The organism is Actinomycetospora chlora (genome assembly GCF_039542135.1).
In the GTDB taxonomy this organism is placed as follows: domain Bacteria; phylum Actinomycetota; class Actinomycetes; order Mycobacteriales; family Pseudonocardiaceae; genus Actinomycetospora; species Actinomycetospora chlora.
This window is the reverse complement of record NZ_BAABHO010000001.1, coordinates 15,699-38,762: the sequence shown is the minus strand read 5'-3', so window position 1 is coordinate 38,762 and position 23,064 is coordinate 15,699. Positions and strand designations below refer to the sequence as shown.

General features: G+C 75.2%; 18 protein-coding genes. 7 read left to right on the top strand and 11 right to left on the bottom strand.

Features of this window, described 5'->3' with window-relative positions; all coding sequences use genetic code 11:
* Positions 1-192: 192 nt before the first annotated feature.
* Together ABD994_RS00160 and metG are read right to left on the bottom strand one after the other, a co-directional pair.
* Positions 193-1,071 carry a TatD family hydrolase gene (locus ABD994_RS00160; protein ID WP_345410095.1) on the bottom strand — a complete coding sequence of 293 codons (879 nt, stop codon included), beginning with the start codon at positions 1,069-1,071 and terminating at the stop codon, positions 193-195.
* Entirely contained in the window at positions 1,064-2,863 is a 1,800-nt protein-coding gene (gene metG, locus ABD994_RS00155) for a methionine--tRNA ligase (RefSeq protein ID WP_345410094.1), read from the bottom strand. Before metG ends, ABD994_RS00160 begins: the two co-directional genes overlap by 8 nt.
* A 177-nt stretch (positions 2,864-3,040) precedes the next feature.
* Between metG and ABD994_RS00150 the strand changes: the two genes are divergently transcribed.
* The gene (locus ABD994_RS00150) at positions 3,041-5,095 is read left to right on the top strand and encodes an HNH endonuclease signature motif containing protein (protein WP_345410093.1); all 2,055 of its coding nucleotides are present in this window, start codon (positions 3,041-3,043) and stop codon (positions 5,093-5,095) included.
* A 70-nt stretch (positions 5,096-5,165) separates the two neighbouring features.
* Here ABD994_RS00150 and upp read toward each other — a convergent pair whose 3' ends face one another.
* Both upp and ABD994_RS00140 read right to left on the bottom strand, forming a co-directional pair.
* The gene (upp, locus tag ABD994_RS00145; protein ID WP_345410092.1) at positions 5,166-5,795 is read right to left on the bottom strand and encodes a uracil phosphoribosyltransferase; all 630 of its coding nucleotides are present in this window, start codon (positions 5,793-5,795) and stop codon (positions 5,166-5,168) included.
* 11 nt (positions 5,796-5,806) lie between these two features.
* Positions 5,807-6,721 (bottom strand): haloalkane dehalogenase, encoded by a 915-nt coding sequence (locus ABD994_RS00140; RefSeq protein WP_345410091.1) that lies wholly within the window; start codon positions 6,719-6,721, stop codon positions 5,807-5,809.
* A 103-nt stretch (positions 6,722-6,824) separates the two neighbouring features.
* Here ABD994_RS00140 and ABD994_RS00135 point away from each other — a divergent pair, with 103 nt between their 5' ends.
* The 4 genes from ABD994_RS00135 to ABD994_RS00120 all read left to right on the top strand — a co-directional run bounded on the left by ABD994_RS00135 (position 6,825) and on the right by ABD994_RS00120 (position 12,243).
* Complete coding sequence (locus tag ABD994_RS00135; protein WP_345410090.1) at positions 6,825-8,228, top strand: primosomal protein; 1,404 nt, start codon at positions 6,825-6,827, stop codon at positions 8,226-8,228.
* Positions 8,229-8,384: 156 nt separating this feature from the next.
* On the top strand, positions 8,385-9,434 hold the full coding sequence (locus ABD994_RS00130) for a PA containing protein (protein WP_345410089.1): 1,050 nt from the start codon (positions 8,385-8,387) through the stop codon (positions 9,432-9,434).
* A 141-nt stretch (positions 9,435-9,575) separates the two neighbouring features.
* Positions 9,576-10,784, top strand: coding sequence for a D-alanyl-D-alanine carboxypeptidase family protein (locus ABD994_RS00125; protein WP_345410088.1), 1,209 nt, complete (start codon positions 9,576-9,578; stop codon positions 10,782-10,784).
* Between the two features lie 16 nt (positions 10,785-10,800).
* On the top strand, positions 10,801-12,243 hold the full coding sequence (locus ABD994_RS00120; RefSeq protein ID WP_345410087.1) for an AMP-binding protein: 1,443 nt from the start codon (positions 10,801-10,803) through the stop codon (positions 12,241-12,243).
* A gap of 2 nt (positions 12,244-12,245) precedes the next feature.
* Here ABD994_RS00120 and ABD994_RS00115 read toward each other — a convergent pair whose 3' ends face one another.
* Positions 12,246-13,766, bottom strand: coding sequence for a flavin-containing monooxygenase (locus ABD994_RS00115; RefSeq protein ID WP_345410086.1), 1,521 nt, complete (start codon positions 13,764-13,766; stop codon positions 12,246-12,248).
* Between the two features lie 12 nt (positions 13,767-13,778).
* Positions 13,779-14,723, bottom strand: coding sequence for an alpha/beta hydrolase (locus ABD994_RS00110; RefSeq protein WP_345410085.1), 945 nt, complete (start codon positions 14,721-14,723; stop codon positions 13,779-13,781).
* A gap of 222 nt (positions 14,724-14,945) precedes the next feature.
* On the opposite strand from ABD994_RS00110, the gene ABD994_RS00105 reads away from it, so the two are divergent.
* A complete protein-coding gene (locus tag ABD994_RS00105; protein ID WP_345410084.1) occupies positions 14,946-16,226 on the top strand; it encodes a PucR family transcriptional regulator in 1,281 nt (426 codons plus the stop codon).
* A 2-nt stretch (positions 16,227-16,228) separates the two neighbouring features.
* On the opposite strand, the gene yhjD is transcribed toward ABD994_RS00105, so the two are convergent.
* The 4 genes from yhjD to cofG form a co-directional block, all read right to left on the bottom strand.
* Complete coding sequence (yhjD, locus tag ABD994_RS00100) at positions 16,229-17,284, bottom strand: inner membrane protein YhjD (RefSeq protein ID WP_345410083.1); 1,056 nt, start codon at positions 17,282-17,284, stop codon at positions 16,229-16,231.
* 61 nt (positions 17,285-17,345) lie between these two features.
* On the bottom strand, positions 17,346-18,824 hold the full coding sequence (locus ABD994_RS00095; protein ID WP_345410082.1) for a flavin-containing monooxygenase: 1,479 nt from the start codon (positions 18,822-18,824) through the stop codon (positions 17,346-17,348).
* Positions 18,821-19,945 (bottom strand): FO synthase, encoded by a 1,125-nt coding sequence (locus ABD994_RS00090; protein ID WP_345410081.1) that lies wholly within the window; start codon positions 19,943-19,945, stop codon positions 18,821-18,823. The genes ABD994_RS00095 and ABD994_RS00090 overlap by 4 nt, the downstream gene beginning before the upstream one ends.
* A complete protein-coding gene (gene cofG / locus ABD994_RS00085) occupies positions 19,942-21,264 on the bottom strand; it encodes a 7,8-didemethyl-8-hydroxy-5-deazariboflavin synthase CofG (RefSeq protein WP_345410080.1) in 1,323 nt (440 codons plus the stop codon). Before cofG ends, ABD994_RS00090 begins: the two co-directional genes overlap by 4 nt.
* Positions 21,265-21,319: 55 nt before the next feature.
* On the opposite strand from cofG, the gene ABD994_RS00080 reads away from it, so the two are divergent.
* Positions 21,320-22,489, top strand: coding sequence for an MFS transporter (locus ABD994_RS00080; protein ID WP_345410079.1), 1,170 nt, complete (start codon positions 21,320-21,322; stop codon positions 22,487-22,489).
* A 7-nt stretch (positions 22,490-22,496) separates the two neighbouring features.
* Here ABD994_RS00080 and ABD994_RS00075 read toward each other — a convergent pair whose 3' ends face one another.
* A complete protein-coding gene (locus ABD994_RS00075; RefSeq protein WP_345410078.1) occupies positions 22,497-23,042 on the bottom strand; it encodes a TetR/AcrR family transcriptional regulator in 546 nt (181 codons plus the stop codon).
* Between the last annotated feature and the right edge of the window lie 22 nt (positions 23,043-23,064).

Here is a 23,064-nt window from a genome sequence, read left to right as displayed (position 1 = left end):
GGGCAGGAGCCGGGCCCGGAACAGCGGCGGTGCGGACCTGGGGAAGGTCCGTCCCGCTCCGAGCCCTCGGGGGTGGCTCCACCCCGGCGAGTCACAGCACGGTAACGAGTTGACCGTCGGCACCATCAAGCCGACACGACCGTGTTGCGCCGAACGGCGCTCCTCCGACGACGAGCGTGGTCACTGCGTGCTCTATCGATCGACGGAGCGTGAAGGTTGAGGCTGTTCGGCCAGCCCGAACGCCCGCCGGGCGTTCTCCGCGCTGGTCGCGGCCAACCGCTCGGCGGGCTCGTCACGGAGCTCCGCGAGGTCGCGCACCGTGTGGGGGACGACGTAGGGCTCGTTCGGACGACCGCGGTACGGGTGCGGGGTCAGGAACGGCGCGTCGGTCTCGACGAGGACCAGATCGGCGGGCATCCACTGCGCCGCTCGTCGCAGCTCGGCGGCGTTGGCGTTGCGGAAGGTCGCCGTGCCCGACAGCGACGCGTACCAGCCCTCGTCGGCGCAGACGCGGGCCAGCTCCGGCCCGCCGGAGAAGCAGTGGAAGACGGTGACGGGGGGCGCCCCCTCGGCGCGCAGGACGTCGAGGATCGCGTCGTGGGCGTCGCGGTCGTGGACGACCAGCGGCAGCCCGGTCCGCTTCGCGAGGTCGATGTGCCACGCGAACGCCTCGCGCTGGACGTCCAGCGGCGCGCAGTCCTCGCGCCGGCTCGTCCAGTAGTCGTCGAGGCCGGACTCGCCCACGGCGACGACGCGCGGGCGCGCCGCCAGCTCCGACAGGGCGGCCCGCGCGTCGTCGGTGAGGTCGTTCGAGCGCGTCGGGTGCAGGCCCACCGCGGCGAACACCCGCGGGTCGCCGTCGGCCGCCCACGCCGCCCACCGGGCGGAGTCGAGGTCGTCGGCCGTCGTCACCATCGCGGTCACGCCCGCGGCGGTGGCGCGGTCGAGGACCTGCGCGAGGACGGCGGGCTCCCGCGCCCCACAGGCGTCGAGGTGGGTGTGGGCGTCGATCACCCCTGGGCCGAGGGGCTCGGGCACCGGGGGTGGGACGCGGTCCTTGCTGCTACTCACCGGTGTGGATCGGCGCCCACGACGGGCCGGTCTCGCCGAGGCTCGGGTCGAGCTTGGCGAACAGCGGGGTCGGGCGCTCCAGCGGCCGGCCCACCGGCACCGGCGTCGACGCCCAGCGCGCCTGCTCGTGGGCGTAGTCGCCGGTGAGCACCGAGTGGCTCGTCCCGAGCTCGCCCGAGGTGCCCGCGTCCTCGCGGTGGGGCTGCTCGGCCCACACCCCGGTACCGCCGAGCGCCTCGTGGACCTTCTGCGCGGCGTGCGGCAGGAACGGGGTCAGCAGCGTGTTGGCGTCCTGCACGACCTGCAGCGCGGTGTGCAGGATCGTGTCGCGGCGCGCCGGGTCGTCCTTGCGCTTCCAGGGCTCCTGGTGGCTCAGGTAGGCGTTGGCCTCGCCGACCACCCGCATCGCCTCGGAGATGGCCTGCTTGAACCGCGAGCGCGCGAGGTGCGCCCCGACGGTGTCGAACGCCGCGCGCGACTGGGCCAGCAGTGCCTCGTCGGCCGGGTCCGGCGCCGTGGGCTCCGGGATCGCGCCGACGTTCTTGGCCGCCAGCGAGACCGAGCGGTTGACGAGGTTGCCCCACTCGTTGGCCAGCTCGAAGTTGGTGCGCCGGACGAACTCGTCCCACGTGAAGTCGGTGTCCTGGTTCTCCGGCCCGGCGACGGAGATGAAGTAGCGCAGCGCGTCGGGCCCGAACTCGCGCAGGAAGTCGCCGACGTAGATGACGGTGCCGCGGCTCGTGGAGAACTTGGAGCCGCTCATCGTCAGGAACTCGGAGCTGACGACCTCGGTGGGCAGGTTCAGGTGCCCGAACGAGCCGACCTTGCCGCCGCGGTCGCCCTCGCCGTTGTGGCCGAGCAGGATCGCGGGCCACATCACCGAGTGGAAGGTGATGTTGTCCTTGCCCATGAAGTAGAAGGCCTGCGCGTCGGGGTCGCACCACCACTGCTTCCAGGCGTCCGGGTCGCCGGAGCGCTGGGCCCACTCGATGGACGCCGACAGGTAGCCGATGACGGCGTCGAACCAGACGTAGAAGCGCTTCATCGGCGCCTCGCGCCAGCCGTCCAGCGGGATGCGCACGCCCCAGTCGAGGTCGCGGCTGATCGCGCGGGGCTTGAGGTCCTCGGCGAGGCGGCGGCTGAAGTTGAGGACGTTCGGGCGCCAGAACGTCCGGGTGTCCAGCCACGAGGACAGCGACTGCGAGAACGCCGGCAGGTCGAACAGCAGGTGCTCGGTCTCGACGAACTGCGGGGTCTCGCCGTTGATCCGCGACCGCGGGTTGATGAGGTCGGCGGGGTCGAGCTGGTTGCCGCAGTTGTCGCACTGGTCGCCGCGCGCGCTCGGGTAGCCGCAGATCGGGCAGGTGCCCTCGATGTAGCGGTCGGGCAGCGTCCGGCCGGTCGACGGGCTGATCGCGCCGAGCGTCGTCTCGGTGGAGATGTAGCCGTTGTCCCAGAGCGCGGTGAACAGGTCCTGCGTGACGCGGTGGTGGTTGTCGGTGCTCGTGCGCGTGAACAGGTCGTACGACAGGCCGAGCCCGACGAGGTCGTCCTGGATCACCCGCGAGTACCGGTCGACGAGCTCGCGGGGCGTGGTGCCCTCGGCGTCGGCCTGCACCTGGATCGGCGTGCCGTGCTCGTCGGTGCCCGAGACCATGAGCACCCGGTTGCCGACCATCCGCTGGTAGCGGGAGAAGACGTCGGAGGGCACACCGAACCCGGACACGTGGCCGATGTGCCGCGGGCCGTTGGCGTAGGGCCACGCCACGGCGGTCAGCACGGGAACGCTCATGTGCTCCATCCTCCACGGGGCCGCCACCGCGCCGTTGAGCGCCACTCCCGCGGTCCGACCTCTCCGGATCGATCTCTCGGGAGTGTCCGGGATCGTTGCCGTTCCGTGACCTTTCCTTGTCCCGCTCGGGCCGTTCTCGGGCCGGGACTGTCGGGGGTCGGGGCTAGCGTCCTGTTCGTGAGCATCGACCAGGATCAGCGCCCCGCGGTGGCTGCGGTCCTGGACGGTCTGGACCCTGGTCCGGAGCTCGACGCGGTGTTGGAGGGGCTGTCGGCGGCGGCGTTGGCTGGGGAGGATCTGGCCGCGTATCTGCGGGCGTGCGCGCGTCAGCAGGCGCGCGCGGAGTCCCGGACGTTGACCGCGATGCACCACCTCGGTCGGGCCCGCGCCGGCTCGACCGAGCGGTACTCGGGCTACGACGAGTTCTCCGGCGACGAGGTCGCGGCGGTGCTGTGCTGGTCACGGTCGATGGCCACCCGCAAGCTCGGGCTGGCCGACGATCTCGAGGTGCGCCTCCCCGCGGTCGGTGAGGCGGTGTGGGAGGGCCGGCTGGATGTGGTGCGGGCGTCGCGGTTGTGTGAGTGGACCCGGGACGTGCCCGACGACCTGGCCCGCCACGTGGCCGAGGTGCTGCTGCCGGTGGCGGCGAGCCTGCCGATCGGGGAGCTGATCGACCGCATCGAGCAGGTGGTCATCGAGCTCGACCCCGGCTGGGCCGCCCGCCGAGAAGCCAAGGCGCGGCGCAACGGGCGGTTGATCCTGCAGGCCAACCCGTCGGGCACGGCGACCTTGTCGCTGGTGGATGTGGCGGCGACGTCGGGGTTGGCGATGCGTGACCGGGTCGACGCCCTGGCCGCGGCGGTGCGCGGGCTCGGGGTGCTGACCCCGATCGGTGTCCTGCGCAAGGAGGTGGCCGAGCGGCTGCTCGACGGCTCCCTGGCCGGCCTCGACGACCGCGCGGTGGCCGTCCTGCTCGCCGCGGAGTACCACGCCCCCGGCGACGACCCCGGTCCCGACGACCCGAGCGACGGCGGACCCAGCGGTCGCGGCCCCGACAACAGGGGGCCCGACGGGCCGGGCGGTGGCGACCCTCGTGACCACGGCCCCGGTGGCAGCGGACCCGGCGACCGCGGACCCAGCGACCGCGGACCCAGCGACCGCGGACCCAGCAGCGACGAGCCGGAGCGCGAGCCCCAGCGCTCGGGCGGGGGCGATGAGCCCGGCGCGACACGCGGCACCGCCGGCGGCGGCCCCAGCGGCGGCCCGGGGGACGGCGCTGGGCAGGGCCTGCTCGATCTGCCCGGTCTTGTCGGCGAGCCTGAGCCGTTCCCGGCGCTGCTCGATGGGCCGGAGCCGGGCCCGGGGCGGGTGCGGGCGGGGGTCGGCGAGGTGCGGCTGCGACTCTCGACGGCGCTGGGGCTGGATGACCTGCCCGGCCAGGTGCCCGGCTACGGCACCGTCCTCGCCGACCACGCCCGCACGCTGGTGTCCCGTTACCGCCGCGGGGAGTGGCGGGTGGTGTGCACCGACGACCAGGGCCGCCTCCAGCACGTCCTGCTCGCCCGGCGACGACCACACCGGCCCCGACCGGGCAGGTCGGGGCAGCGGTGCCGGGCCATCGTCGAACTCCACGTTCCGACGACACTGCTCGCCGCCCTGACCCCGACCGGCCACGGCCCGTGGGCGGCGCTGCTGGCCGAGCTCCAGGCCAGGCTGGCCGAGCTACCCCGCGCGGGTGGCCCGCCGGCGGCGACCGCCGCTGATCTGTACCGGCGGCGGCCGCGGGTCGAGATCGACCGCTGGACCCGGGTCCGCGACCGCTGCTGCGTCGCCCCCGCCTGCCGACGCCGCGCCCAGCACTCGGATCTCGACCACACCCTCGACCACGCGTGGGGTGGGCCCAGCCTGGACTGGAACCTCGGCGTGCTCGACCGCCACCACCACCGCGCCAAACACCACGGCGGCTGGACGGTCCACCAACCCGCACCGGGCCACTTCCGGTGGCGCACCCGCGCCGGCATCCACCACACCACCCGACCGAGGAAGATCCTCCACGAACCCGTCGCGCCCCGACCCGCCGCCACACCCCGCCCCCTACCCGACGACGAGCCCGCCTGGACCGACGACGACCACCCCGACTGGCGCACCCGCTACCGACGCGCCACCGGACTCGCCGAGCCCGAGGTCACCGCACCCGCCGTCCACCCCGACGACGACCCGCCACCGTTCTGACCCGACAGCGCTCCCGACACGCTCGAAAGATCGAGATGGAGAGCACCCCAGGACCCGCACGCCCGACCGCCTAGGGCATCGCCCCGAACTGCCGGTCCCCCGCGTCGCCGAGCCCCGGGACGATGTAGCCGTGCTCGTTCAGCCGCTCGTCGAGGGCGGCCGCGACGACCTCGACGGTGGGGTGGGCCTGCGCGAGGCGCTCGACGCCCTCGGGCGCGGCGACCAGGCAGACCGCCGTGACGCGGTCGGCGCCGCGGTCGACGAGCAGGTCGATGGTGTGGGCCATCGAACCGCCGGTGGCGAGCATGGGGTCGAGCACGAGCACCGGGATGCCGGCCAGGCTGCCGGGCAGCGACGCCATGTACGGGGTCGGGCGCAGCGTCTCCTCGTCGCGGGCGACGCCGACGAACCCCATCACCGCGCCGGGCACCTGGGCGTGCGCGGCCTCGGCCATGCCGAGCCCGGCCCGCAGCACGGGCACGAGCACCGGGGGCGCGGCCAGTTCGGCGCCCGTGGCCCCGGCGACCGGCGTGCGGATCCCGACCGGCCGGGTCTCCGCGTCGCGCATCGCCTCGTAGACGACCATCGCCGTCAGCTCGCGCACCGCGGCCCGGAACGTGGCGCGGTCGGTGGTCTCGTCGCGCAGGGTCGTCATGCGGACGTCGACCAGCGGGTGGCGCACGACGCGCGGCTCGGCCATGGGCCGCAAGGCTAGTGGGGGAGATCGCGCACGAAGTCCGCCACGACACGGCCGAGCTCGGCGCCCGCGTCCTCCTGCAGGAAGTGCCCCGCGCCGGTGATCACCGGGTGGTCGAGACCCGCGGCGCCGGGGACGTGGTCGCGCAGGACCGGGGCCATCGCGCCGGTGATCGGGTCGGAGTCCGAGAACGCCACGAGGAACGGCCGGTCGTAGCGCCCCAGCGCCTCCCACGCGGCGCGGTTGGGCCCGTTCTCGGGGTCGTCCGGGCGCGTCGGGACCAGCAGCGGCATCGCGCGCGGGCCGGCCTTGTGGGCCTCGTCGGGGAACGGCGCGTCGTAGGCGGCACGGTCGGCCGGCTCGAGGCCCCGCGCGCAGCCGGACGCGACGAGCCGGCCGACGTCCAACACCGACGCCTTCTCCACGGCCTTGCGGAACTGCCACCACACCGCCGGCATGTCGACGTCCCCCGTCGGCAGTCCGGTGTTGGCGGCGACGACCCCGGCCCAGCGCTCGGGCTCGGCGGCCACGAGCCGCAGCCCGATCAGCCCGCCCCAGTCCTGCCCGACGAGCACGGCGTCCCGCAGCCCGAGCGCGTCGACGGCCTGCGCGGTCCAGGCGACGTGGCGCGCGTAGCTGTGGTCGCCGACCTGCGCGGGCTTGTCGGAGCGGCCGAAGCCGACGAGGTCGATCGCCACGGCCCGCAGGCCGGCCGCGGCGAGGGTGTCGATCACGTGCCGGTAGAGGTACGACCACGAGGGCTCGCCGTGGAGCAGCAGCACGGCCGGGGCGTCCTCGGGACCGGCCGCGTAGGTCGCGACCCGGACCGCGGTGCCGCCGTCGGGGTCGTCCACCTCGACGTAGCGAGGGACGAGCGGGAAGCCGGGCATGTCGTCGAAGCGCTCGTCGGGCGTCCGGAGCAGATCCATGCCGCCAGGGTGGCACCTCGCCCGTGCGGGTACGGGCAGGTCACGGCCCCCGGCATAGGGTGCGCCGCGCAGACACACCCCCGGCTCGCGGAGGCCGCCCGGCATGGCGCAGGACATCATCCCGATCACGCTGGCGCTCACCGCCGGCGACCTGGTCACGCTGTGGGCCCCGCGGTGGCGTCAGGACGGTGAGGAGTGGGAGGCGTTCCTCGGCGACGACGAGTCCCTGTTCGCCTTCGCCGACGCCGCCGACCTGGCCGCCTGGGTGGCCCGCGCCGAGGAGACCGGCCAGGAGCACGACCTCACCGACCACCCGGCCTGGCCCGTGGTCGTCAAGCTGTCGGTCGACGAGCTGACCCCGGAGGACGTGCAGCGCTACGACGTCGTCGGCGTCCCCGAGCTCGCGGCGGGCGACCCCGACACCTGGACGCTCGACGACCTCGCCGAGGTCGCCGCGATGTGCCGCTCGCTCGCCGACGTGTGCGACCTCGAGGTCGTGCACGAGGTGCTCGACGCGACCCCGGCCTTCGCCGCGCTCACCGCCGGGCCGACCGCGTTCGCCGGCCGCGACGGCCAGGCGCTGTGGGCCGAGCTGGCCGAGATCGTCGACGAGCGCTGGGACGAGGTCGTCGACGCCCTCGACGCCCTGGTGACCACGCCCGAGGTCGACGAGGAGCTCGCGACCCGGCTGCGGGCCACGGCGACGCCGGTGGGAGACGGAGCGGAGCGGAGCTCGACCCGTGGTGCCGCGCCGTCGGGCGACCTCGACGCGGACGCGTCCGACGGCGAGGAGGCGGCCCCGGCGGAGAACGCCGACGGCGACCCCTCCGACCCCGCGGCCGTCGCCGACGACCCGAAGGACGCCGTCGACGACGCCCCGGACGAGCTGCGGGGGGACACCCGCGGCGAGTCGCTGCGCTCCGACCTCGTCGACGAGGCCGAGGAGCCCGAGGAGGGCTTCTGGGAGGAGGTGGGCATCGACCCGATCGGCATCACGACCGCCGACGGCGAGGTCATGACGCTGCGCTGCTACCTCGACGACGAGCCGGTCTTCCTCGGCTCCGGCGGGACCATCGAGACCTTCACCTCGGCCCGCGCGCTGCGCACGTGGATCGCCGGCGAGGGCGCCGAGGGGCACGACCTCGCCGACGTGACGACCTGGGAGGAGGTCGTGTCGGCCGCGACGGGCGGCGACCTCGAGATCGAGGTGGCTCCCGAGAACCAGTACGTGCTCGCCGGCATCGCCGACGACCTCGGCGAGGGCCCCGACGTCGTCGACGCCGAGCAGCTGGAGCTCGCGGTCGAGCTGCTGGTCGACGCCGCCGACTGGGCCGGCGACGCCCGCACCCGCGAGGCGCTGGCCCCGTCGGAGAGCCTGGGGTGGCTCGTGTCGTTCGTCGTGCGCCCCGACCCGACACGCCTGACCCCGTCCCCGCCCTTCGACCGCGAGGCCGCGGCCTGGCGGACGCTCGAGGACCGCTTCCTGGGGCGGCTGCGCCAGCACTGAACACCAGCGCACCCGTGGTGCCCCTGTGGTGGACGCCAGGCTGCCTGTCCATCACCCGGATGGGGTGGCGTCGGGAAGGGTGTTTACGCTTCGGCACCGCCGAGACCGGCCGTGCCCCCGGGGCCGGCACCGTCGTAGAGAGAGCGGGCGCCGCGCGTGATCGACAACAGCCAGACGATGTCCTTCGACCGTATGCGCAGCATGCTGGTGCGTGCGGCCGAGGTCCGGGACAGCGAACAGCAGCAGATCTTCGACTCGCTCGACGAGATCCACGGTCGTCTCGCCGCCCTCGACAGCCTGGGCGCGATCCGCAAGCGCCTCTCGGACGTGCCCGACCGCACCGAGATGAGCGTGCTGGCCGAGCGCCTCGACGAGACCGTCGCGAAGCTCGACAGCCAGGAGTCGTCGATCTCCTCGCTGGCCCGCCTCGTCGAGGGCCTGGTCGACCGCATCGGTGAGCGGCTGGCCACGCCGTTCGCGCAGCTCGACGGCCGTCTCGACGGCGTCACCGGCCGGTTCGAGGGCGTCGCCGGCCGGATGGACGGCCTCGAGGACCGCATCTCCGGGCTGCACAAGCGCCTCGACGACCTCGACAACAAGCTCGACCGTCACGAGATGCGCCTCGACGGGCTGCCGTCGGCGGTCACCGGCCCGGTCCGCGAGCGGGTCGACGCCGTCGACGCCGCGCTGCGCGACCGTCTCGAGGACCTCGCCCGCGGCGTCTCCGAGGAGATCACCGGCACCCGCGAGGCCGCGCGCACCGACGCCACGACGACCCGCACCGAGACCGGCGAGCTCGTCGGCGAACTGACCACCCGCCTCGAGCGCCTCTCGGGGCGGCTCGACGAGGTCGGCACCCGCATCGACGGCGTCGAGAACGGCCTCGGCGAGCGCGTCGGTGCGCTGTCCACCTCGGTGGAGACCGGCCTCGACCGCCTCGACGGGACGCTCGTCAACCGCCCCGACCACGAGGCCGTCGTCGCGCTGGTGCGCCAGGCCAACGAGGAGTCCGAGCGGCGCAACGCCGGCCACCTCGACGAGGCGATGGCGACCTTCGCGGAGATCATCCTCGGCCCGGGTGGCGGGTCGTCGGGCTCGATGCCCGCACCGCGCCCGACGGCGCGCCGCGGCTCGCGCAAGCCCGCTGCCCGCGACAGCCAGGTGAACGGCGCCGAGCTGCCCGCCGAGAGCTCCGGCGCCGAGTAGGTCCGCGGCCCCCGCCCCGCCCGGTGGCGCGAGGGACGCCCCGGCGCCGTCGCACGGAGCCGAGGACGCCCTCGATCGTGCGAGGGCGGCACGCCCACCTCGTTCCCGGGGCGGCGTCGCCTGGTGGCTAGGCTCGCGGCGATGCACTTCCGTCGGCGGCTCGCGACGCTCGTCGCGCTCCTCGCGCTGACGGTGGTGGCCCTCCCCGGGATCGCCGCCACCGCGGCCCCCGCGCTGCCCGCGGGCGCCGAGTGCCCCAACGGCACCGCCCCGGGCCCGCCGGTCGACACCTCCGAGGCCCCGGCCCCGGGGCAGGCCGAGCCGGCGGCGCTGCCGGTGCCCGACCCCCCGGTCGGCGGGCCCGCGATGGGCAGCTGCGGCGACGTCGTCGGCGACGGCACGCCCCCCGCGCCGCCGGTCGGCGTCGTCTCCTACGTGCTGGCCGACCTCGACACCGGTGCGGTGATCGCCGCCCGCAACCCGCACGCGCGGCTGCGCCCCGCGTCGCTGATGAAGACCCTGACCGGCCTGCTCGTCGCCCAGCGCCTGCCGATGGACGAGGTGATCACCGGGACGCAGGAGGACGCCGACCAGGAGGGCACGCGGGTCGGCATGGGCCCGGGCGGGCAGTACACGATCCGGCAGGTGTTCGACGCGATGCTCATGGCGTCGGGCAACGACGCCGCGCACGCGCTCGCCGTGCGCCTCACCGGCAGCGTGCCCGCGACCGTCGACCTCATGAACACCACGGCCCGCGACCTCGGTGCCCTCGACACCCGCGCCGCGACGCCGTCGGGCCTCGACGGGCCCGGGATGTCGACGTCGGCCTACGACCTCGCGTCGATCTTCCGCGTCGCGATGCGCCAGCCCGCCTTCGCGCAGGCGACCTCCACCGCGCGGATCGCGTTCCCGGGCTGGGGCCCGAACCCCGGCTTCGACGTCGTCAACGACAACAAGCTGCTGACCAGCGGCTACGCCGGCTACCTGGGCGGCAAGACCGGCTTCACCGACGACGCCCGGCACACGTTCATCGGCGCCGCGGAGCGCAACGGGCACCGGCTCGTGGCCGTGCTCATGCGCGGCGAGCAGCGCCCCGTCCCGATGTACGAGCAGGCCGCGGCGCTGCTCGACCACGGCTTCGCCCTCACCTCCCCGCGCCCGGCCGGCCAGCTCACCGACGCCGCGCCGCGCGCCGAGAGCGACGACGACGCCGGCACCACCGCCGCCGCCGAGCCGGGCGGCGCGGCACCCGCGTCGGGGACGACGACGTCGTGGGGGACGCCGCTGCTCGTGGTCGCGGTGATCGCCGCGGCGGCGGGGCTGTTCGCCCTGCGCACGTCCCGGCGCTGAGCGCAGGATCGGGACCATGCCCGAACCCCTCGGCGCGGCGTTCACGCGGATCGCGGCGGAGCACCCCGACCGCCCGGCGGTCACCGACGACGCCGCGTCCTGGACGTTCGCCCAGCTGGAGGCCCACGCCAACCGGTGGGCCCACGAGCTCGCCGGGCACGGCGTCACGCCCGGCGACCTCGTGTCGATCGCCCCGCCCAACGTCGCCGAGCACTACGCGCTGACGATCGCGGCGTGGAAGCTCGGCGCCGTGCCGCAGCCGCTGTCGCACCGCCTCGCCCCCGGCGAGATCGCCGCCGTCCTCGACGTGGTGCGCCCCCCGGTCGTCGTCGGCCTCGCCCCCGGCACCGACCCGGCGCTCGCGCCGGCCGGCACCACGGTCCTGCCGTTCGGGCACCGGCCCACGGGCCCCGACACCCCGCCGCCGCCCGTCCCGGCGCCGCCGGCGTGGAAGGCCCCGACGTCGGGCGGGTCGACGGGCCGGCCGAAGGTCATCGTCGCCGGCGAGCCCGGCACGTTCGAGACCGTGACGGCCCGCGCGCCGGTCTACCGGATCGAGCCGGGCGGGACGTTCCTCTGCACGGCGCCGCTGTTCCACAACGCGCCGTACCTGTTCTCGCTGCTCGGGCTGCTGCTCGGCAACCACGTCGTGCTCATGGGGCGGTTCGACGCCGCCCGCGCCGTCGCGCTCGCGCAGGGGCACGCCGCGACCTGGATCTACGCGGTGCCGACGATGATGGGGCGGATGGTGCGGCTCCCCCGGCTGCCCGACCTACCGGCCCTGCGGACGCTGTTCCACATCGGCGCGCCGTGCCCGCCCGCCGTCAAGCGCGCCGTGATCGACTGGCTGGGCCCGGACCGCGTGCTCGAGGGCTACGCCGGCACCGAGGCCCAGGCCCGCACGTCGATCACCGGCCGGGAGTGGCTCGCGCACCCCGGCTCCGTCGGGCGGGTCACCGGGGGCGAGATCCAGGTGCGCACGCTCGACGGGAGCCGGGAGTGCGCCGTCGACGAGGTCGGCGAGCTCTGGCTGCGCCCCGAGCCGGGGCGCACCACCTACCGGTACCTCGGCGCCGAGCCGCGGAGCCGCCCGGGCGGCTGGGAGTCCCTCGGCGACATGGGCCGCTTCGACGCCGAGGGCTACCTCTACCTCGCCGACCGCGCCGCCGACATGATCGTCGTCGGCGGCCAGAACGTGTACCCGGCCGAGATCGAGGCCGCGGTCCTCGAGCACCCCGCGGTGGTCTCGGCCGTCGTCGTGCCCGCCCCCGACGACGACCTCGGCTCGGTGCCCCACGCCGTGGTCCAGACCGACCGGCCCGTCACGGACGCCGAGCTCGACGCCCACGTCGCCGCGCGGCTGTCCCCGGCCAAGCGGCCACGGATGTGGCGGCGCTCGGAGGAACCGCTGCGCGACGACGCGGGCAAGGTGCGCCGGTCGGTGTTCCGCTCCTCGTAGGCCTACTCGTAGACCAGGCTCCCGTCGTCGAGGTCCGCGGCGGGCAGGGTGTGGCGCTCCTCGGCGTACTCGTGCATGTGCGTCCACGGAGCGCGGTCGCCCTGCTTGAACATCTTGTGCTGCGACCGCATGACGTAGCCGGAGTTGAAGTTCTCCGGGTCGGACCAGGGCCGGATCTCCATGTCGGCGTCCTCGGGGCGCAGGGTCGGCGTGACCGAGCGCGCGCCCTTGGCCTCCATCGTCGACAGCAGGCGGCAGACCAGGTCGCTGACGAGGTCGGCGCGCAGCGTCCAGCTGTGCCGGAAGTAGCCGAAGACGTAGGCCAGGTTCGGCAGGCCCGTGATCATGATCCCGCGCCAGGTGACCTGCTGCGAGACGTCGACGGGCTCGCCGTCCACGGTGAACGGGATGTCGCCCAGCGCGCTGAGGTTGAAGCCGGTCGCCGACACGACGATGTCGGCCTCCAGCTCCTCGCCCGAGGACGTGCGGATCCCGGTGTCGGTGAAGGTGTCGATGGTGTCGGTGACCACCGACGCCCGACCTTCCTTGATCGCCGTGAAGATGTCGCCGTCCGGCACGACCGCGATCCGCTGCTGCCACGGGCGGTAGCCCGGGTTGAAGTCCTTCTCGACGTCGTAGCCCTCGGGCAGGTACGGCCGCATCTCGCCGAGCAGGAACTGGCGCGCCTCCTCCGGGGTCTCCATGCACATCCGGGTCAGCTCGTTGAACTGCTCGATGTAGGCCCGGCGGAGGATCTCGTGGGTCCAGTCCTCGGGGATGTCGAGGGCGCGCAGCTGGACCGCGAGCTCGTGGGTCTTCGGCACCGCGGCCACGAACGTCGGCGTGCGCTGCAGCATCGTCACGTGCGCGGCCTTCTCCGCCATCGCCGGCACGACCGTCGCCGCCGTCGCGCCGCTGCCGATGACGACGACGCGCTTGCCCTCCCAGTCGAGGTCCTCGGGCCAGGTCTGGGGGTGGACGATGACGCCGCCGTGCGCGAGGTAGCGGTCCGTGCCGGGCCAGTCGGGACGGTGCGGGTCCTGGTGGTTGTAGTAGCCCTGGCACATCCACAGGAAGTCAGTGGTCATCCGGACGTCCTCGCCGGTGTCCCCGCGGTGCACGTCCACGGTCCACCGCTGGTCCTGCGACGACCAGCTCGCCGCCGTCACCTCGTGCCGGTAGCGGATGACGGCCTTGAGGTCGTCCTCCTCGATGACCTCGTCGAGATAGCTGGTGATCTCGCCCGAGGTGGCGATCGACGGGCCGCGCCAGGGCTTGTGGGCGTAGCCGTAGGTGAACAGGTCGGAGTCCGAGCGGGCGCCGGGGAAGCGGTGCGTCCACCACGTCCCGCCGCGGCCCTCCATCTTCTCGAGGATCGCGAACGTCTTGTCGGGGAAGCGGTCACGCAGGTGGTGGCCGGCGTCGATGCCGGACACGCCGGCGCCGATGACGAGGACGTCGACGTGCTCGACCTCCCCGCTCCCGCCGGCGCGGGTGGTGGGACTGCTCTCGGTGATGGTCACGGTGGTCCTCCTCTACGCGTTGACGGTCGAGCCCAGGGCGGAGCGCAGGACGGCGACGGCGTCGTCGACCAGGACGGCTCCCGACGGCGTCGCGCCGAGCGTCCAGAGGAAGCCGTGGATCATGCCGTCGTAGCGGGTCGACGTGACCTCGTTGCCGGCCTCGCGCAGGCGGCGGGCGTAGGCCTCGCCCTCGTCGCGCAGCGGGTCGAACTCGGCGGTGCCGACGAAGGCCGGGGGCAGCCCGGAGAGGTCCGGCGCGCGCAGCGGGAAGGCGTAGGGGTCGTCGGCCGGGTCGGTCGCGCCCAGGTAGTGCGCCCAGAACCACTGCATGGTGGCGCGCCCGAGCAGGTAGCCCTCGCCGTTCTCGGTGATCGAGGGGCTGGTCCAGTCGAAGTCGACGACCGGGTAGAGCAGCAGCTGGCACGCGATCGCCGGGCCGCCGCGGTCGCGGGCGGCGAGGCTGACCGCGGCGGCGAGGTGGCCGCCGGCGGAGTCGCCGCCCACCGCGAGGCGGGACGCGTCCACCCCGAGCTCCTCGGCGTGCTCGGCGACCCACGCGGTCGCGGCGTAGCAGTCGTCGAACGCCGCGGGCTGGACGTGCTCGGGCGCGAGCCGGTAGTCCACCGACACGACCGTCACCCCGGCCGCGTTGGCGATCTGGCGGCACGGGCGGTCGACGGTCTCGATGTCGCCGATGACCCAGCCGCCGCCGTGGAAGTACACGAGCACGCCGTGCGGCAGGTCGCCCGACGGCGTGTAGATCCGTACCGGGATGTCCCCCGCCGGCCCCGGGATCGCCCGGTCCTTCACGTCCGCCACGTCCTCGGCCGGCGGCTGGAGGTCGACGAACGCGGCCGTGGCCTGGCGGGCCTGCGGCACGGTCATGCACTCGATGGGCGGCATGCCCTGCTCGACGAGCGCGTCGAGCAGGGCCTGGGCCTCGGGGTGGACGGGCACGGTGGCTCCTGGCGGTCGGTGACGGGGTCCACCCGCAGCGTGACCCGGCCCACACCCGGTGCGCTTGTGCGCCGGGGACGAACGGCGGGCGCGGTCTTGTGCGGGTCACGCCCGTCCTGCGCCGGCCGGCCCACGCTCCCTGGTCGAACGACCGTTCACCGGGCTACCGTCGGGCCGCGGCCGTCGGGGGTCGCCGGGCGCTCGGGTGGTGGTCGGGTGGTGGTGATCGAGCCCTCCCCCCTGCCGGACGCGCACCCGGTGACCGCGGTCGCCGAGGTCGCGGGTGCCCTCGCCCCGCGTCGGGCCGAGGTCAGCGCCTCGATCACCGACGTCCTCGCCACCCGCATCGACGAGCTGCGCGGCGACCCGGCGCTGCGCGACCTGCTCGCCGCGAGCGTCGAGGGCAACGTCGAGACGATCCTGCACGTGCTGCGCCACGACCTCGCGCCCCGCCGGGTCGAGCCGCCGCCCGCGGCGATGGAGTACGCGCGGCGCCTGGCCCAGCGGGAGGTCCCGGTCAACGCGCTCGTCCGCGCCTACCGCGTGGGCCAGTCCCACCTCATGGAGTGGGCCTTCGCCGAGGCGACCCGCCGGCCCGGGCACGACGCGGCCGCGGCGTCGCAGAAGATCGTCCTGGTCGTCATGGACTACGTCGACCACGTGACCCAGCAGGTGGTCGCGGAGTACGAGGCGGAGCGGGAGCGCTGGCGGCGGGGCCGGCACGCGCTGCGCCTCGCGCGGGTGCGCGACGTCCTCGCCGGGCGCACCCCCGGCGACGCCGACGAGCGCCTCGCCGTGGAGTCGACGCTGTCCTACCGGTTCGCGCCGGTGCACCTCGGGCTCGTCGTCTGGACCGACGACCCGCCCGGCGACCCCGCGGTTGACCCCGGCCTGGCCGCGCTCGAGCGCGTCGCCCTGGACCTCGCGGCGGCGCTCGACGCCGTCGGGCGCCCGCTGGTGGTGCCGTGGGACGCCGGGAGCGTGTGGGTGTGGCTGCCCCGCCGCGACGACGCCGTCCCGCCGCGCGACGTCCTCGAGCGGGCCGTCGCGCGCCACGGGCCGGCGGTGCACGTGGCGACGGGGGCGCCGCTGAGCGGGCTCGACGGCTTCCGCACCACCCACGACCAGGCCCGCCGCGCCCGCGACCTCGCGCTGGCCGCCGGCACGGGCGCGCCCGCGGTGACGCTGTTCGACGAGGTCGGCGCCGTCGCGCTGCTGTGCGCCGACCGGGAGGGCGCCCGCGCGTGGGTGCGGCGCGTCCTGGGGCCGCTGGCCGACGACGACCCTGGCGTCGCACGGCTGCGCGAGACGCTGCGGGTGTTCCTCGCGACCGGCGGCAGCCTGGCCACCACCGCGCGGCGCCTGCAGGTGCACCGCAACACGGTGAAGTACCGCGTCGGCCGGGCCGAGGAGGTGCGCGGGCGGCCCGTCACCACCGCGGAGGGCGACCGCCTCGACGTCGAGCTGGCCTTGCTGGCCGCCGCCTGGTTGGGGTCCGGCTGAACTCAGCCGTCCCGGCCGCGGCGGCGGCCGACCCCGAGCCCGAGCACGCCCAGGATCGCGCCCGCCCCGAGCAGGCCGGCGGTGGCCCGCGGGCCGGGGACCCGCCCGACCGTGACGGCCGGCCGCACGATCACCGGGGCGGGCTCGGGGATCTCCTCGCGCTCGTTCTCCTTGAGCGTCGCCGCCCAGGCGGTGACGAACAGGATGAAGCGCGAGACGAAGTTGGCGAACACGAGCAGACCGATGATCGGGCCGAACGCAGCGCCGGCGGGCGAGTTGGTGACGCTGGAGATGTAGACGGTCATGATCTGCTGGAGGATTACGAAGCCGACGGCGGCGAACAGCGCGGCGCGGACGGCCGAGCGCAGCGTCACCGGCTCGCGGGGCAGCCGCGCGATCACCCAGAGGAAGATCAGCCAGTTCGCCGCGATCGTGATGACGATGCCGGCGATGACGAACAGGGCGTGCGCCCATCCGTCGTCGGGGAGCCCGAGGAAGGCCAGGATGGTGTTCGACAGCCCGGTGGCGATCGCGGTGACCGCGAACGACAGGCCGAACGCCAGCCCGAGCCCGATCATCGCGATGAGGTCGCTGCCGTACTTCTTGACGATCGACGGCGGCTCGCCGCGCTGGTCCCACTGCTCGGAGAGCGCCTCGCGCAGGTTGCCCATCCACCCGAGCCCGGAGAACAGGGCACCGAGCAGACCGATGATGCCGACCGCGTTGCGCTGGGCGATGGCCTGGTCGATCACCGAGTTGAGCAGGTCGCCCAGCCCCGGCGGGACGGCGGCCGTGATGCTGTTCTGGATCTCGGTCAGCAGCGCCTGGTTGTTCGCGAGCACGAACGCCGCGGCGGCGAACGCGACCATGAGCAGCGGGACGAGCGCGAGGATCGAGAAGAAGGTGATGGCCGCGGCGTAGTGGTCGCCGTGCTTGTCGGTGTAGCGGCTCGCGGCCCGGACGAGGTGGTCCAGCCAGGGGTACTTCGCCCGCAGCTTCTCCAGCTGCGTGGGCTCGTCCTGGCTCGACGTGTCGGTCGTGCTGGCGGCGCTGGTCATGCGTCGTCCTTCCGGGTCCCCGACTCCCCGCGGGCCGGTGTGGTCCGCGTGTGGGCCTCAACTACCCCGGGTCATGGGAGACCACGCGCGGTCGTCGTCCGTAGGGCCGCGGGTCGAACGTCCCGTTGCGCGCGCGGAACGACCGCGCCGTGCCCGGCCAGAGCAGCGTGAGCCGGCCACTGGTCTCGTCGACGTACCAGCTGCGGCACCCGCCCTGCAGCCACACGGTGTCGGCGCTCATCGCGTCGACCTCGCGGGTGTAGGCCTCCTCGGCCTCGGCGGTGACCTCGAGCGGCGCCGGGTCGGCGGCCAGGTGGTCGAGCGCCCCGAGGACGTGGTCGATCTGCGTCTCGATCATGTAGACCGCCGAGTTGTGGCCGAGGCTCGCGTTCGGCCCGTTGACCACGAACATGTTGGGGAAGCCGTGCACCGCGGTGGAGGCGTGCGCGGTCATCCCGTCCGCCCACCGGTCGGCGAGCAGGCCGACGCGACCCTCGATGCGTTGCGCGAACGGCAGCCGCGTCGTCCAGAAGCCGGTGGCGAGCACGAGCGCGTCGAGCGGGTGGTGGGCACCCGACGCGGCGACCGCCGTCGACTTCTCGACGTGGTGCAGCGCGCTCGGCTCGAGCGTCACGTCGTCGCGGCGCAGCGCCGGGTAGAGGTCGTCGGAGATGACGATGCGCTTGCAGCCGATCTCGTAGTCCGGGCGCAGCCGGGCGCGCAGGGCCGGGTCGGGCACCTGCGCGGTGAGGTGGGCGAGCGCGCGGTCGCGCAGCCGGTCGATGTCGGGGCGTACGCGACGGCGGGCGCCGATGGCCTGCTCGGCCTCGTCGAACAGCTGCTCGCGCAGCGAGCGCTCGGCGGCCGGGTCGAGCGCGAAGCCGCGGCGCTCCTCGGGCGTGTAGGCCCGGTCGCCGCGCGGGACCACCCACGACGGGGTGCGCTGGAAGACCACGAGGTGCTCGGCGACGCCGGCGAGGGCGGGCACGATCTGCGCCGCCGACGCCCCCGTCCCGACCACGCCGACCCGCCGCCCGGCGAGCGCGGCGGAGCCGTCCCAGCGCGCGGAGTGGAAGACCGGCCCGTCGAACGCCGACAGGCCGGGGATGTCGGGGATGCGCGGCTCGGAGAGCCGCCCGGCCGCGACCACCAGCACCCGCGCGCGGTACGTGCCCGCCGACGTCGCCACCCGCCAGCGCGTGCCGTCCCACCGCGCGTGCTGCATCTCGGTGCCGAGGCGCAGGTGGGGGTCGAGGCCCTCGTCGCGCGCGCAGGCCCGCAGGTACTCGTGGATCTCCTCGCCGGGCGCGAACACCCGCGACCAGTCGGGCTTGGGCCGGAACGAGAACGAGTACAGGTGCGACGGGACGTCGCACGCCACACCCGGGTAACGGTTGTCGCGCCAGGTGCCGCCGACGCCGTGGGCGCGCTCGAGCAGCACGAACGACTCCCGGCGGCGCCGGGCCAGCCGGATCCCGAGCCCGATGCCGGCGAACCCGGCGCCGACCACGGCGACGTCGACGTCGGTCTCCTGGCTCACGCGCGCAGCACCGCCTGCCGCTCGGGCACCGCGTCGCCGTAGAGGGTGGTGCGCTGGCGTGGGGTACGACCGAGCTCCCGGGCCAGGGCCTCGACCTGCGGCAGGGTCAGCTGCCGTCCGGCCTCGGCCCCGGCGGCCGGGTCGATGGCGCCGTCGAGCAGCAGCCCGCCCGCGTCGTCGGCACCGCCGCGCAGGACGGCGGTCGTCAGCTCCGGCCCGAGCTTGGGCCACGCGGCCTGGACGTGGTCGATCCGGCCGTGCAGCAGCAGCCGCGCGACGGCGTAGAGCGCCCGCGTCTCCCGCGCGTCGGGCGCACCTCCGGTGCGAGCAACGCGGCATTGCTCGCGTCCGGCGCCAGGATCGCCACATCCTCGATCCGCGACACGCCGCAGTCCGGGCGGCAGGGCCTCGGGCAGCAGCGGCATGGGGATGAACTCGGTGAACCCGCCGGTCCGGTCCTGGATCGCCGCGAGGGCCCGCAGGTGCGCGACCTGCTCGGCCGGGGTCTCGACGTGGCCGTAGACCATCGTCGCCGTCGAGCGCAGGCCGACCTCGTGGGCCGTGGTGACGAGCTCGGTCCAGCGGGCCGCAGGGATGTCGGTGCCGTCGGTGAGCAGGGCGCGGATGCCGTCGTCGAGGATGCGCGCCGCCGTGCCGGGCACCGAGCCGAGCCCGGCGTCGCGGGCGGCGACGAGGAAGTCGCGGGCGTCGAGGCCCAGGCGGGCGGCCGCGTCGGCGACCTCGGCGGGACGGAAGGCGTGCAGGTGCAGCGGCACCCGGCCGGTGATCAGCGCGACGAGGTCGAGCGGGGCACGGGCGGGCACGTCGGGCGGCAACGGGCCCTGCACGCAGATCTCGGTCGCGCCCAGCGCCCAGGCCTCGTCGACGAGCTCGGCGGCGTGGTCGGGATCGCGGACGACGGCGGTGTCGAGGTTGCGGTTGGCGACGAACGTCAGCTGGTCGCCGACGGCGTCGCGACGCAGGGTGTCGGCGAGCGCGGCGAGGGCGTCGAGCTCCTCGCCGTCGGCGCCGAGCAGCGCGACGTAGGCCTCGTCCTCCAGGCCGTCGGGGTCGGCCTCGGCGCGGGCGAGGTGGTCGGCGAGGTGGGCGGCCCGGGTCACCTGGTCTCCGCCGGCCGACGCACCCGGGCCAGGCCCTGCTCGTCGGCGAGCGCGGTGACCGGGTCGACGAGGTCCGGGTGCAGCCACCGGTTCGGGTCGCGGACGTAGCGCGGGTAGACCGTCAACCTCGGGGTGAGGGTGAACCCGGCCGCCCCGGTCACCGCCCGCAGCGCGTCGAGCCCCGGCCACGGCCGCTCCGGGTTGACGTGGTCGGGCGTCACCGGCGACACGCCGCCCCAGTCGTCGATGCCCGCGCGCAGCAGGAGGGCCTGGTCCGCCGCGGCGCTGGCGGAGTCGTCCAGCTCGCCGGCCAGGTTCGGCGGGGCCTGGACACTGACACCGAGTGGCATGATCAGCCGCGCGACGGCCACGGCGGCGACGAAGGCGTCGAACTCGGCGTCGGGCTCGCCGCGCATCGCGGTGTCGGGCTTGGCGCGGAAGTTCTGGACGATGACCTCCTGCAGGTGCCCGCCCCGGCGCGCCGACGCCGCGAGCACGAGCAGCGACTGCGCCCGCTCGGCGCGGTGCTCGCCGATGCCGACGAGGATCCCGGACGTGAACGGCACCCGCGCGTGTCCGGCGTCGTCGACGACGCGGCGGCGCAGGGCCGGCTCCTTGTCCGGGGATCCGAAGTGCGCGCCGCCCGGCTGCGACCACAGCCGCGTCGCCGTCGTCTCGAGCATCATCCCCATCGACGGCGAGACGGCCCGGAGGCGCTGGAGGTCGACGAGGTCCATGACGCCCGGGTTGAGGTGCGGGAGCAGGCCGGTCTCGGCCAGGACGGCCCGCGCGGAGTCGTGGACGTGGTCGAGCGTGGTGGCCAGCCCGCGGGCGCCCAGCCAGTCGCGGGCCGCCGCCCAGCGGGCCTCGGGCCGGTCGCCGAGGGTGAACAGCACCTCGGTGCAGCCCTGCGCCGCACCGGCGCGGGCGATCTCGAGCACCTCGTCGCGCTCGAGGTAGGCCGCCGGCAGCCGGCCCGGGACGGTGGCGAACGTGCAGTAGTGGCAGCGGTCCTGGCACAGCCGCGTCAGCGGGACGAAGACCTTGGGGCTGTAGGTGACGACGCCCGGGCGGCCCTCGGCCGCGAGGTGCGCGTCGCGGCGGGCGGCGGCCAGGGCGAGCAGCGCCTCGAGGTCGTCGCCCCGGGCCGCGAGCAGCGTCGTCGCGTCGTCCAGGGCCCGGTCCTCGGAGCCGCCGCCCAGCGCGCCGTCCGCGGCCCGCGCCAGCGCGGCACGGACGTCGTCGCGCGAGGGCTCGGGCGGCGCGCTGAGCTCGACCAGCGGCGTCGCCGGTGCCGTGGGGTTCCCGAGATCGGCCACGCGCCCGAACCTACGCCGCGGCTCGCCCGGACGCCGCTGTGCCAGCCTGGGCGTGATGGACACCCGGGGTCGCGCGCTCGGCGCGCTGTGCGTGACCGAGATCGTGAGCTGGGGCGTCCTCTACTACGCCTTCCCCGTGCTCGTCGGGGCGATCAGCGCGGACACCGGCTGGTCGATCGGCGCCGCGACGGGCGCGTTCTCGGTCGGCGCGCTCGTCTCCGCCGGGGCCGGGATCGTCGTCGGACGACTCATCGACCGCCACGGGCCGCGCGCGGTGATGACGACGGGCTCGGTCGTCGGCGTCGTCGCCACCGTGGCGATCGCCACGGCGCCGACGCTGCCGCTGTTCTACGCGGCGTGGGCGGTGGCCGGGATCGCGCAGTCCGCGACGTTCTACCCGCCGGCGTTCGCCGCGCTGACCGGCTGGTACGGCGAGCAGCGCGTCCGCGCCCTGACGACCCTGACGCTCGTCGCCGGCTTCTCCAGCACGGTGTTCGCCCCGCTGACCGCGGCGCTGCTCGGGCCGCTGGGCTGGCGCGGCACGTTCGGGGTGCTGGCCGTCGTGCTCGCCGTCGTCACCGTGCCGCTGCACGCGCTGCTGCTCACGCCGGCCTGGCGCGGGCGCGAGCGCGCCGAGGGCGCCGAGGGTGCCGGCACCGATCGCGAGCACGCCCGCGCGGTCCTGCGGAACCCGCGCTTCGCGCTCGTCACCGCCATCATGACGGTCGGGGCCTTCGGTCTCTACGCGACGACGATCAACCTCGTCCCGCTGCTCGAGAGCCGCGGGCTCGACCTCGGGCTCGCCGCGCTCGGGCTCGGGCTGACCGGCGCCGGGCAGGTGCTGGGGCGGCTGACGTTCGTGCCGCTGGTCCGGCGCTCGACGCCGCGGACGCGCGTGGCGGGGGTCCTGCTGCTGGGCAGCGCCGGCGTCATCGCCCTCGCGCTGGTCCCCGGACCGGCGGCGCTGCTCATCGCCCTCGCGATCGTCGCCGGTGCCGGGCGCGGGCTGCACACACTGCTGCAGGCCTCCACCGTCGCCGACCGGTGGGGCACGCGCGCCTTCGGCCGGGTCAACGGCGTGTTCTCCGCGCCGGTGACCCTCGCCGTCGCGCTCGCCCCGGCCGGCGGCGTGGCCGTGGCGGCGCTGACGGGCGGGTTCCCGAGCGCGTTCCTCGTCCTCGGCCTGGCGACGGTGGCCGCCGCCCTCATCGGTCTGGTCGTCTGAGGGCCCCTCAGATCCCCGCGAGGTGGGACGCCACGGCCGCGTCGACGCGGGGCCGGTCCCCGGTGGCGAGGAGGTCGAGCAGGGCCCCGCGCAGCACGGCGAGCAGCAGCGCGCGCTCGGCCGCCGCGGCGTCGGTGCCGGGGTGGGGCTGGTGGTCGGCCAGCAGGGCGTCCCAGTCGGCGACGGTCTGCGCGGCGAACCCCGCCCAGGGCCCGTCGCCGGGGTCGCCCACCGAGCGCGTGTAGGCCTCGAGCCATAGCCGCAGCAGCGCCCGGTGCTCGGCGGCGGCCAGCCACGCCCAGACGCGGGCGCCCACGGTCGCGAGGTCGGCCGCGCCGCCCACGGCGTCGAGGACCGCGAGCTGGTCGGCCCGGCTGCGCGCCAGCAGCGCCCGGACCAGCCCGTCCTTGCTGCCGAACAGGTAGAGCAGCACGCGCGGGCTCGACCCGACCGCCTCGGCCAGGGGGCGCAGGCTCATCCCCGCCCACCCGTGCTCGAGGACCCACGCGTAGGCGGCCTCGAGGAGCTCCTGCTGCCGCACCGACCCCGTCACCCGCCCAGTGTGCTTCACTGAA